Genomic DNA, 12,351 nt, shown 5'->3' with positions numbered 1-12,351 from the left:
TATTCTGGCGGCCTTATCAAATCATTGATTGGAGCACGGCTTGAAGTTTTAGAAACAAATAAGGCATTGTTACAGCAAAGAATTAATGCAATAGAGTCTGGTGCTAAAATTGAAGTTATAGTAAGTAGCTTAAAGCCAGAACCCGAAGTGGTTGAAGCTATAAAAACAGAAATTGAAAATCTAAAATCTGACATAGAGGTAGCGAAAAACGATGCTGCTCAATATAGCGGTGGTTTAGTGCAAGCAATGAAATTATCAGCAGTTGCTGCTCAAGAGCAAACTTTGGCTATGTTACAACAAAAATATCTGTCAGCTAAATATGGATTGGCTACTGTAAAAGCATCTAGCGTTAACCAAGATAATCTATCCACCTCAACTGGTATTTCAGCCAATAAAAACGAGACTAAACAGAAGCGGCTACCGCCAGCAGATGGCCCTTTTGGGCTACAAGCAGGGCTAACTAAGAAAAATATTGAAGATATGACAGGCAGCACGCTTACCCCGGCTAAAGGCAGCGTAAATCTTTATTTAATAGATAATTTGCCCAAAAATAATAATGAATTTGGTTCATATGGACTTTTGATTTCCCCAACAGTTGGACTTTGCCAAATACGTGCTATTGGTAAAGATATCAAAACCGATAGCCATGGTCTGTCATTAAAATCCAAGTTTGAAGATCTTAAAACCTCTCTTGACTCGATATATGGGAAGGGTGAAAAGACTGATTTCTTACTGTCTGGTTCGATATGGAAAGAACCACAAGATTGGATGATGGGATTATATAAAGAAGAAAGATTCCTATCAGCAGAGTGGGAATCTAAAAGTGAGGCTTTACAAAAAAATAACCTTAATTTTATTGCATTAGGAGCTAGGGCTGATAGTGATTCAGAAGGGTATCTTTTCCTGCAATATACTTTTGAGAATCATAAGGAGTGTAAGGAAGAGATTGAAAACGCCAAGAAAAGCTCACTGTGATAACGGGCTTTTTTTTGTGATTACTCTCTGCCTTTGCTAAAAATATAATCGATTTGCCTGATGGCTTATCCTAAAAACTGGCAATAACCATATTCACTAATCATAACCTCGCCACTCGGCGGGGTTTTCTGTTTTAAGGGGGATCGGAAAATGACAACGCAGGTAGGCAATATTGTTTATCAGGTTTCAATGGATGTGGCTCAACTTCTGACAGCACAGCGGCAACTGGATTCGGGCATGGGGCAAGTGGAGCAACGCTTCAACCAAACAGGGCGTTCAGTGCAAGGAACAGAGAAAGTATTACTCAGTTTGTCACGGGCTGCCACTGCGGTAACTGCTGCACTCTCCGTTGAGAAAATAGCCAGTTATGCCGATGCATGGGTTGTGGTGAATAACAAACTGGTTAACGCCGTTAAAACCAATGAAACGTTGGCGGAAGTAACCGAGCGTGTTTTCAATATCAGCCAGAACGCCCGTGCAGATTTGGATTCCACCGCTGCGCTATATGGTCGCCTTGAAAGAGCCACCCGTAGTTATGGTATGTCGGCTAATGATGTGGCGAAATTAACCGAGACTGTAGCAAAAGGGTTGGTGGTTTCAGGTGCAACTGCTGCGGAATCATCAAGTGCCATGATTCAATTCTCGCAGGCTATGGCGTCCGGCGTTCTGCGGGGTGAAGAGTTTAACTCTATGTCTGAGAACGGGAGCCGTTTAATTGCGGCGTTGAGTGATCACCTTGGCGTTAATATTGGTCAGTTAAGAAAGATGGCAGCGGAGGGAAAATTAACATCGGAGGTTGTATCGAAGGCTTTACTGGCTCAGGCCGGAACTATTGCTAAGGAATTTGATAAAACATCAGCGACAATGAGTCAGTCTATACAAATAGCAAGTAATAATCTGACTCAGTTCTTTGGTCAATCCACGACGGTTCAGACAGTACTTAAAACATTTAATAGTACCTTGGTAACGGTCAGCGAAAATATGGATCTTGTATCAAATGTGGCTTTAGTCGTTGCTGGAGTAATAGGGGGGCGATTGGTAGGTGCTTTGGCATTAGCAACGCAAAACAAGATAGCTCTTGCTGCTGCTTCTATTAATGCGGCAAGAGCGGCTCAGGTTACTGCTCAAAATGAATTATATGCAGCACAAACTATAACAAGAAGGGCTTGGGCTGATAAAGATGCTGCTGTTTCCGCGTTAAATCTCGCTCAGGCCGAGTATAGCGTTGCAAAAGGCAGTGCGGCAGAAGCATTTGCATTGGACAATCTCAATGCTAAAAAATCGGTCGCCATAGCTGCGTCAGCGGCTTATGTCCAAGCCAAAAACGCAGAAACGGCAGCGACAGAACGATCAACTGTGGCAAATAGAGCGGCTAGCGTAACCTTGACAGGGTTAAAGGGGGCGCTTGCTTTAGTTGGTGGGCCTATGGGGGCTGCAATGTTGGCTGGTGGAGCAATATTCTATTATTACCAGCAGGTTCAGCAAGCAAAACAAGCATCTATGGAGTTCGGAGAAACCTTGCCTGATGTTATTAAAAAATTAAAAGAAATGAATAACGTACAGGCAGAGGCATCTGGAGCCAAAACGATAGAGTATATAAAAAACTTAAAGGATGAAATGAATGATCTAGAGGAAGAACTTAAGGAAGCAGATAGAGAGCAAAAGAAGTATTGGGATTTAGCTGTTAAATTTGGAGTAACTACAGATCAAAATAATGGTCACATGGTCAATTATAATAAGAATGTCAGGAAAGCAAAAGAATTAGCGGGAGAAATTTATACCAAGAAAACAAAATTAGCTGATGCAGAAGGATTTTTGGCGCTAATATATAAGCGAGTTAATGAAACTATCGTTGAGCAAATGAAAGCCGCTAAGGAAAATGCAGAATCTCATGATAAGGCTATAAGTTCAATAGCAAGAATTACAGGTGCTCAAGATCATTTTGCTCAAATTTTGGGCATGGCAACCGGTGAATTAAAGGAATTCAATGCTGAATATCTCAAAATAAACTGGGGGGGTGAAGAAGGCGAAAAATTAATAAAGCAAGCAAAAAGACGTCTCGCTTTGAGCAAACTAGAAGGAAAGGCTAGAGCTGAACAGCAAGCAGAATATGATGCTGAGGATGCAGGCACCACAGATGGAAATGCCATTAACATATTGAAAGAAACATATGCACAAATATGGGAAAACGGAGAAGCATCAAAAAAATCTAATAAAAAATCAACCAAGTCAACCAATGAAGCCGCAGAAGCATTAAAACGTCAGCAGGAAGCCTTAAATAGACTTAATACTGGATACAAAGAAGGCAGTATTGAGATGGCTAAGTATGATGCGGTTAAATCACTTGGCAGCAAAGTTACTCCTGAACAAATTGTTCAAGCAGAAACGACCGCATCAAAACTATATGAAATAAATCAGCGAGCCAAGGATGAAGAATATACCCTTGAGATAGATGCTTTTGCCAAAGTGGAGAAAATTAGAAAGGAAGAGAGTGAGCAGTTAGAAAGAATGTTTAAAAGAGATCTGGTAACAGAAGAGCAATACAACCAGCGCAGACTGGAAATTGCTGCTAATTACTCAAAAGCTATTGTAAACGCTAAAGCAAGTAAAGTTATCACCCCTCAGCAAGAGTTAACCGCACAGATTGACCCCATTCAGGAACTGGATAACCGTCATGCTAAACAACTTGAGTTAATCCGCCAGTTCGAAACAGAAAAAGGTGAGTTAACTCAACGTGGCATCGAACTAATGAATGCTGCCAATACCAAATATGAGCAGGATAGACAAAATGCTTCGTGGGAAATATGGCGTAACCAAAGTCAGGCAAACCAATTTTTGGCTGATTCATTGGACGCATTAGGTTCACGTTCTGCTAATGCTATCACCGGATTATTGACAGGTACTCAGACCGCCAACGATGCCATGCGTAATCTTGCATTGACCATCACAAACGAGGCAGTTAGCGCATTGGTTCAGATGGGAATTCAGCAAGTTAAAAACATGGTCATGGGAGTGGCAGCTAACAAAGTGGCAGCCGCATCGTCTGTTGCGACAGGTGCGACAATTACTACAGCAATGGCACCCGCCGCCGCCGCTACCAGTGTGGCAACAATGGGAACGGCGGCGACATTCGGCATGATGGCAATGGCAACGGCTGTGCCTGCCATGATTGCGTTACTGGGTGCCCGTAAGAACGGCGGTCCGGTCAGTCCGAACGGGGCATACCGGATTGGTGAAAATAACAAGCCGGAGATATTTAAAGCCAGCAATGGTCATCAATACATGATACCGGGTGACAGGGGTAAGGTGGTCAGTAACCGGGAAATGGGTAAAGGCGGCAGTGGTGTGTCGGTGGGTAGTATTAACGTTTCGTTTAATGTCCAGACGCAGGGCAACTTTTCCGAACAGGATGCACGGCTAGTGTCAGGAATGGTGAGAAAGACCATTTATGATGTTCTGGCGGATGAGAGCAGACCGGGTGGGATGCTTAGCGAATGACCCTCTTTTGAGGGTTTTTTTATAGGTGAAATATGACAAAACCAGAATTTACATGGCGTCCTCAGGATCATTATGAGGTGACGAACGAACCGCGTGTCAAAGTAATCCGGTTCGGCGATGGTTATGAACAGCGCCTCAAAGACGGGATCAATAACCAGCTAAAACGCTACCAGCTTAACTTTATCAAACAAGCCGACACAGGGCGGGCGATTGACGCATTTCTGCGGGCACGGGGTGCAGTGGAATCCTTCACATGGCGCACCAGTGACGATAACCAGTTGCGCACGTTTGTTTGCCGTTCATGGACGGTCAACCGTCAGCGGGTGATCTGGTCTGTGAACTGTACATTTGAGGAGGTGGTGGCATGAGAGATATCCCGAAGGAAATGCGGATTGCGGTTACTGATTTGAGCCAGAACGCGATTCTTAATTTGTATGAAATTGATTTAACGGCATTTGGCGGGGACATCTACCGATTTCATGATGGCATGAACGGAAAGTTACAGCCAGTAATTTGGCAGGGTATGCGCTATGAGGCTTATCCGGTTGAAGTGACCGGGTTTGAGATGAACGGCAAGGGACCAAGTTCCAGACCGAAAATGGTTTTTGCCAATATTAACGGCTTTATTACCGCCATTAATCAAGATTTCCATGATGCGCTGGGCGCGGTGGTCACACGTCACCAAGTACCAGAAATTTATCTTGATGCGGTTAATTTTCCCAATGGTAACCCACAGGCCGACCCCACACGGGAAGCGGTCAGCAAGTATTTGATAGAGCAAAAACAGGATTCCAATGCGGATTTTGTGACGTATGTGCTGGCGTTACCCAGTGAAACGGACGGTGCTTTGATTCCGGCGCGCGTGATTCAGGCTGATATTTGTTGTTGGCAATATCGCTCTGCTGATTGCGGCTATGATGGCCCACCAGTGGCAGACGAGAAGGACCAGCCAACCACAAACCCACTCAAAGACCGTTGCTCAAAGAAATACAGCGGCTGCATTTGCCGATTTCCCCGCCCTCTATCCCTGCCCTTTGGCGGCTTTTTGGGTGCCAATAAGTTAGGTTAATACCATGATTGAACAAGACATTATCGCCCACACGAAAGCGGAAGGGGTGAAGGAATCATGCGGCTTGATTTCAGGTGGCCGCTATTTCCCATGCCGCAATATTTCGCCAGATCCTAGGAATTATTTCGAGATTAATCCCGATGACTGGATACCATCCGGCATTTTGAACCAATTTCTACCGGACTGGAAAAATGACATATCCGGAATTTGGTTACGGCCATTGCCGATGGTTCGATACACCGTTTGCGACAAACCGACATTTATTGGTGAGGGCAAAATTGACCTTATTTTTTGTATTGGGAGTTTTTAGAGGTTCCCTTCAGTTAATTGGCTTAAACAAGCCCTGCAAGGGCGTCCACTTTCGGTTGCAACAACATCGATTTGTTCTCAAATTGCAGCGGCAAATGCGGGTTTGGGATTAGCCGTACTACCTCATATTGCCGCCAATGACACTGGGCTGACTTGTATTTCGCCTGATTTGGGCATAGATAAACCCATCTGGTTGGTTATTCAATCTGATTTAGCTCATTCTCCCAGAATACGAAAAGTTGCAGACTTTTTGGCAGATGTAGTTTTTCAGAATCAAGCTAAACTTTCAGGCCAAGCATAGCCTAAGATGCCAGAACTGTCTCTCTGGGATTGTTAGCATTTTTTTATTGGGTAGATAACAAAAGATAAATCATCCAATAAAAAATAAATGTGGTTTATTATTTTACATTGAAGTTATTTCAATAAAAAACAACCTGATGAGCTATCCAATATAAACAGAGTTCTTTATTGCAAATTAATAATATTTAATATAAATTTAATTACAAAAGTGACATAGATGTCGTTTTAATGGCGGAAAAATAAATGAAAGCACAAAAAACACAACAATATATCTTAAAACAATCACTGAGTGTTTTTATTAAAAAAGGTTATAATCAAGTCACAATGACGGATATTATCAGTGAATGCGGTCTCAGCCGAGGTGGAGTTTATCGTTACTTCCAATCGACTAAAGAAGTTTTCATCGCACTAGTGCGCCAAATGAATTCAGACCTGGCAGAAAATGGGGTTAAAGATTTCACTGAATATTTAGAAAATGAGAAAAAAGCCCTATTGAATATTCGCAATACTATTCGAGTCGCTGGATATGAGTTTATGATCCAAGAATCACAAAAAGATGATAGCCATATAGCACGTGAGATATATCATTCCAATATTCGCATCATTATACAATTGACGGGTCTTGACCAAAAGCAAGCAGAACAAATCTTTCTGATTCTGGAAGGGCTCACAGTAATGGCTCTAACCGGCATTCTAACCATTGAATTGATCGACACTCATTTTAATTACCTTACTGAATTGGCCTCAAAAAATAAAAGAGAGTTCTATGAATAATATTCTGTACCTTATAAAAGATAATATGACATTAACTCACTCTATTGAAGTATTAGAGAAGTTACTGATACATTTGTATTTAGATAAAAACATATCAAACAAATCCTTATCATTAAAAATTGGATTACCCATTCCTATTGTATCCGCCTTTAAGAAAGAATTAATAAAGTTCAATTTTGCTGATAACAAAGGTACTTTTAAATTAAATTCCACAGGAATTACCTATATAAAAAATCAACTTGGATATGAGACTGTTAATATAACTCAATATGCTTCATTATTAATAGCTGAGAATATGAAAGAATTTGAGGCCGAACTCATAACATTATTGAAGCCTATATACGAATGTCGTCCACAAGTCAATGTCATGTTAGATCAAGCTCATGCAACGCTAGAAACGTCAATACGCAGGGTTATGTTATTACTTAAAAACCCCTGTATATTTAAACAAAAGGTGTTGTTTTTAGGTGATGATGATTTGACTTCTTTAGCACTAATGATGGCACTCAAAAAATTGGGGCACTGTAATTCACCAAATGTTTCTGTGAAAGACATCGATAAAGAATTATTGGATTTTATAAAATCCATATCAGAACAAAATGATTTCGTTATTAATACTGAGTACATAGATCTAAAAAATCCCAATGGATATAAAAAGCAATTTGATATTATTTTAACTGATCCTCCCTATACTTTGAGCGGGCTAAAGTTATTCTTATCACGTGCAATTAGTTTTGCTAAAAATGATAATAGTGAAATATTATTATCATTTGGACAAAAAAGACCGGAACAACATCGTGAAATACAACGATTATTCCACGAACAAAACTTGCTCGTCAAGAATATTTATCCACAATTCAACCAATATCATGGTGGCAGTATTATCGGCAATGTCAGCGATCTCTATGTACTTTCTATAACAGAGAACACATATTCAACAATTCCAGAAAACAGTGCTTACTCCAATAAAATATATACAGGAGAACTTAATCCACGTGTGAAATTTTATCGATGCAAATCATGTCATCATATGCTGACCATTGGATATGGAAAAAACATATTAACAATAGAGAAATTGATAGAAGCGGGCTGTGATCAATGTGATGGAACAAAATTTCAATATCGGGGGCAAGAAAAGATTCATGTACCGACGAATAAACAATTTGAGACCAGACAACTTGGTACTCACATTGTACTAGAGATGAAACATTGTGATAGCAATAAATTAAAATCTATCGCTACAATTGAATCAATTATGCTTGATGTTGCCCAAAAATGTAAACTAAATATTGTCACTCATCATTTCCATGAATTTAAACCTTGGGGAGTCAGTGGTGTGATAATATTAGCAGAATCACATTTCACAATACATACATGGCCTGAATATCACTATGCAGCGCTTGATTTATTTATCTGTAATAAATTTAATCAACAAAATACCCTTATAACACAATTACAAACTCAACTAAATTCACAAGAATACGAATGCAAGATATTACAACGAGGATTCTAACGCTTAAATAAGGACAAATTTCTTTTAACTCAATCTAAAAAAGGAAGCAATCAAACCGATGCTTCCCCAATCCAATTTACTACTATAAGCGCTAAAAACCATAAGCTCTAAAAACATCATGCAAGCCGGCTATTGATTAAAGCCATTCCCATCACATCACAATATTGACCTTTTCTTAATGACTGCATACGCCTTATCCCTTCAGCTTCAAAACCAAATTTTTTATACAGGGAAATCGCTTTTTCATTATCAGCAAAAACTTCTAATTCAATTCTGATACAACCTAACCAATTGAATGCATAATCAATTACAAAAGCCATCATCTTTGAACCAATGCCTTTACCAAAATAAGCCGCATCAACACCAATACCTATCCCCACTGTGTGTCTGCGTCTTGGATTAGCACGGGTAAATAGCCCTATTGTGCCGACAACCTTGCCATTGACTTCAGCCACAAAATCAATATCTCCTTGCGTTTTATTTAGCTTTAAACGTTCCCGCCACATTTCATTCGAAGGGCATGGGCGTTGTAACGTATTCGAGTAAACATCAGGGTGACTAAAAATTCGTTGGTAATGCTCTGCATCTTCTGGCTCAGTTGCCCTAATTATAATTTCCATACAGACCTCTTTTCAGCTTGACCCTTTTATAACTACCTGATAAAAAATAAATGTAAATAGCGTATTAAATATTTGTTTAACGTAATCACTCAACCTATCAGTAATGTTAGTTTATACTCTTTATTTTCTCTGGAGTTTATATGGTTCAGGAAAGCGTAGCTATCTTTGCATTACTCAAAAATCTTGAAGTGAGCCTTCATGGTAAAAAAAGAAATAATGCCGATTGGCTAAACATGGTATTACACGATGATTTTCTGGAAATCAGTAAATCAGGTTATGTTTATACTAAAAAAGATATATTCGATGTATTAACCGCAGAAATAAAAACTACTTTCCAGATTTTCTCGAAAGACTTTTCTATGACCTTTTTTGATGGAAATATTGCATTGCTCACTTATCAATCTTATGAAATAGATCGAACTGGCAACCCATTTAATCAAGCACTTCGTTCATCAATTTGGCAATTATCTTTAACCTACCAATGGCAACTGAGATTCCATCAAGGTACGCTCATGCCTGTTTAAAATAAAAGAATGGCCCAGTATTTGAGCCATTACAGATTAATTGACGGAATTTTTTACTTAGCGAGCAAGGCGGGTTTTACGCTTTTTCACAATCTGAAACCCGATCATAAGAATGATAAACCAAATGGGTGTGGCGATTAACGCTTGACGCGTATCTGGCTGTAAGGAGAGCAATACCAAGACAAAAGCAAAGAAAGCCAGGCATACCCAAGACATCACAACACCAAATGGCATCTTATATACCGAGGCCTGATGCAGCTCTGGGCGACGTTTTCTATAGGCCAGATAGGAACATAAAATCATGCTCCAAATAAACATAAATAGAATTGCAGAAACGGTTGTCACGAGAGTAAAAACTCGCATCACATCGGGGATAAAATAGATCAAAATGACGCCAAAAGAGAGGCACAGACAAGTAAAGATCAACCCTGATGCAGGAACCGAACGACGGGAAAGACGGCTAAATTGCTTTGGAGCATCTCCTTCTTTCGCCAGACCAAACAACATCCGGCTGGTAGAGAAAACTCCGCTGTTGGCCGAAGATGCCGCAGAAGTCAGAACCACAAAGTTAACAATGCTGGCGGCAGCGGGTAATCCGATCAAGACAAACAATTCCACAAAAGGGCTTTTATCCGCACTGATGGCTCGCCACGGTGTGACCGACATAATGACAATCAGCGCCAACACATAAAACGTGATAATGCGGATTGGAATAGCATTAATCGCTTTTGGTAAGGATTTCATTGGGTTTTTAGTTTCCGCTGCGGCAGTTCCTACTAACTCAATACCCACAAAAGCAAATATCGCTATCTGGAACCCGGCAAAGAAGCCGCTTAACCCCATAGGGAACACACCCCCATCATTCCAGACATTAAAAATGGCGGCAACATGCCCTGCCGGTGATTGAAAATTCATGCCAATCAAGATGCCCCCGGTCACGATCAAGGCAATAATGGCAATGATTTTGATCATGGCAAACCAAAACTCCAGTTCCCCAAACAGTTTTACGGTCGCAAGATTCAGAGTTAACAATACCAGCACACAAAGAAGCGAAGTTCCCCATTCTGGAAAGTCGGGTGTCCAATATCCAACATAAGCCGTGATAGCAACAATATCTGCTATGCCTGTAATTACCCAACAGAACCAATAAGTCCAGCCCACAAAAAAACCAGCCCACGGCCCCAGTAAATCCGCAGAGAAATCACTAAACGACTTATAATGCAAATTAGAAAGTAATAACTCTCCCATTGCCCGCATAACGAAAAACAGCATAAAACCTATGATCATATAAACAAAAATGATCGACGGCCCCGCAAGAGAGATAGTTTTACCTGATCCCATAAACAGGCCAGTACCAATGGCACCACCAATTGCGATTAACTGTATATGTCGGTTGGTGAGACTTCGCTTCAGATGCGAATCTCCCGTTTCGGGAGTGTGAGTGGCTTGTATTTTTTCTTCCATAGTTGTATCCAATTTATTCTCACAGCATGGCCTTAATACCCTCAAGCTGTGTTTAATTGAACATTGTGACATAGACAACCGAGGTATTAACAGAAGGATTTCACATGAAAAATAGAGTGGGCATAGTTCAATCAATCAGTTAGGAATTTATTGTTCTTATTTTATCCAATTAGTAAAAAATGCGCTGTTTGTACTGATGTGGTCCAATGATTTTGGTCACCGTCATGGAGGTGATATTCTCACTTCAACAATAAACAGGTGACATTATGCAAAGACGTTTTAGTTCAGAATGTAAACTGGAAGCAGCGCGACTGGGCTGGAACAAAGTTAGGAAAATAGCCATTAACATGCTGAAAAATAATAAAAAGTTAAGGTGAGTGTGAAAACCCAGCGCCAGAAAACCGGATGGTATGATAAGCAGGACTCGATCCTTTTTTCTATGATTTTGTATTTTGGGAACAAAAATTTCGCAAATTTAGGATCGAGTTTCTTTGATACTCCTACCATTTTGAAAAGCTATTTAGCTTTTTTCTTGTAATCGACTCTAAAAAAATAGAGTCTAATTTATTCGTTAAATCTATAACTGAAAGCGAGGGAGATAAGTATTCCATTTTAATATCCGTAATTAAGATGGCGATTGTTAAATATGAGTTTAGTTATTTATACTGGCATGAGCTCGATGAATGTCATTTATAAGATTTTCATGAGTAAAATCGATGTCTGAACGATAGATCATCTGGATTTTAATGTTTAACTCTTCCGACTCTTTCTCAATGAGGGGTATGTAAGCCAAATTAGACCTTTCATTAAGCGTAATTGAATGAGGAACAATTGAAAACCCTTCACCAGCTGATATTAAAGACAATAAAATGTGGTTGTCACCGGGATCTTGCTTTCTTTTCATATTAAAACCTCTTGAAAGAAAATAATATTCACACTTGTCGTAGTATTCTTTGTTTTCATTTCTCTGGAACCAAAATAGATATTCATTTTTAAGGTCAATCAGGCTTATTTCTTCTTTCGATGATAAAATATGGCTCTTAGATATCGCTACATACATTCTCTCTGTAGCTAAATGAAGTAACTTATAATCGAATTCAGGTATTGGGGATGGTGTTCCTATTATTGCCAAATCAAGTTTCTTTTTAGATACCAAATCGCTTAATTTTTTTGAATAACCATAAGTAAATGAGACAGCGTCGCTACCCAGTTTATCAGTTAAAAATTTTCTAATCTGGTTGAAGATATTTGGAGAAAGTACAGAAGTGAAGCCTATATGCCAATTGCTCTTCTCTCCTAAATAAT

Annotated in this window: 11 protein-coding genes and 1 pseudogene; 9 read left to right on the top strand and 3 right to left on the bottom strand. The window is 39.9% G+C overall.

The window, feature by feature from the left end; genetic code table 11:
• The 8 genes and pseudogenes from PSI15_RS15730 to speD all read left to right on the top strand — a co-directional run.
• The coding region (locus PSI15_RS15730) for a hypothetical protein (protein WP_273584347.1) at nt 1-975 on the top strand (975 nt) is incomplete at its 5' end.
• 150 nt (nt 976-1,125) lie between these two features.
• Nucleotides 1,126-4,473 (top strand): tape measure protein, encoded by a 3,348-nt coding sequence (locus tag PSI15_RS15725; RefSeq protein WP_273584346.1) that lies wholly within the window; start codon nt 1,126-1,128, stop codon nt 4,471-4,473.
• Nucleotides 4,474-4,505: 32 nt separating this feature from the next.
• Complete coding sequence (locus PSI15_RS15720; protein WP_273584345.1) at nt 4,506-4,841, top strand: phage tail protein; 336 nt, start codon at nt 4,506-4,508, stop codon at nt 4,839-4,841.
• Nucleotides 4,838-5,542, top strand: coding sequence for a phage minor tail protein L (locus PSI15_RS15715; RefSeq protein WP_273584344.1), 705 nt, complete (start codon nt 4,838-4,840; stop codon nt 5,540-5,542). The genes PSI15_RS15720 and PSI15_RS15715 overlap by 4 nt, the downstream gene beginning before the upstream one ends.
• A gap of 4 nt (nt 5,543-5,546) precedes the next feature.
• The gene (locus PSI15_RS15710) at nt 5,547-5,852 is read left to right on the top strand and encodes a hypothetical protein (protein WP_273584343.1); all 306 of its coding nucleotides are present in this window, start codon (nt 5,547-5,549) and stop codon (nt 5,850-5,852) included.
• Nucleotides 5,853-5,882: 30 nt separating this feature from the next.
• Nucleotides 5,883-6,152 (top strand): annotated as a pseudogene (locus PSI15_RS15705) (LysR substrate-binding domain-containing protein); the annotation flags it as partial.
• 242 nt (nt 6,153-6,394) lie between these two features.
• Nucleotides 6,395-6,925 carry a TetR/AcrR family transcriptional regulator gene (locus tag PSI15_RS15700; RefSeq protein ID WP_273584342.1) on the top strand — a complete coding sequence of 177 codons (531 nt, stop codon included), beginning with the start codon at nt 6,395-6,397 and terminating at the stop codon, nt 6,923-6,925.
• Entirely contained in the window at nt 6,918-8,438 is a 1,521-nt protein-coding gene (speD, locus tag PSI15_RS15695) for an adenosylmethionine decarboxylase (RefSeq protein WP_273584341.1), read from the top strand. The genes PSI15_RS15700 and speD overlap by 8 nt, the downstream gene beginning before the upstream one ends.
• 116 nt (nt 8,439-8,554) lie before the next feature.
• Here the strand turns inward: speD and PSI15_RS15690 are convergent, their stop codons facing one another.
• A complete protein-coding gene (locus PSI15_RS15690; protein ID WP_273584340.1) occupies nt 8,555-9,058 on the bottom strand; it encodes a GNAT family N-acetyltransferase in 504 nt (167 codons plus the stop codon).
• Nucleotides 9,059-9,198: 140 nt separating this feature from the next.
• Between PSI15_RS15690 and PSI15_RS15685 the strand changes: the two genes are divergently transcribed.
• The gene (locus PSI15_RS15685) at nt 9,199-9,582 is read left to right on the top strand and encodes a nuclear transport factor 2 family protein (RefSeq protein ID WP_273584339.1); all 384 of its coding nucleotides are present in this window, start codon (nt 9,199-9,201) and stop codon (nt 9,580-9,582) included.
• Nucleotides 9,583-9,639: 57 nt separating this feature from the next.
• On the opposite strand, the gene cycA is transcribed toward PSI15_RS15685, so the two are convergent.
• Together cycA and PSI15_RS15675 are read right to left on the bottom strand one after the other, a co-directional pair.
• Nucleotides 9,640-11,046: a D-serine/D-alanine/glycine transporter gene (gene cycA, locus PSI15_RS15680; RefSeq protein ID WP_273584338.1), complete on the bottom strand. Its 1,407-nt coding sequence runs from the start codon at nt 11,044-11,046 to the stop codon at nt 9,640-9,642.
• A gap of 652 nt (nt 11,047-11,698) precedes the next feature.
• The coding region (locus PSI15_RS15675; RefSeq protein WP_273584337.1) for a LysR family substrate-binding domain-containing protein at nt 11,699-12,351 on the bottom strand (653 nt) is incomplete at its 5' end.

This window comes from Xenorhabdus sp. PR6a (genome assembly GCF_028599065.1).
In the GTDB taxonomy this organism is placed as follows: Bacteria; Pseudomonadota; Gammaproteobacteria; order Enterobacterales; family Enterobacteriaceae; genus Xenorhabdus; species Xenorhabdus doucetiae.
The sequence above is the reverse complement of the archived record's forward strand: the minus strand, read 5'-3'. Positions and strand labels throughout refer to the sequence as shown.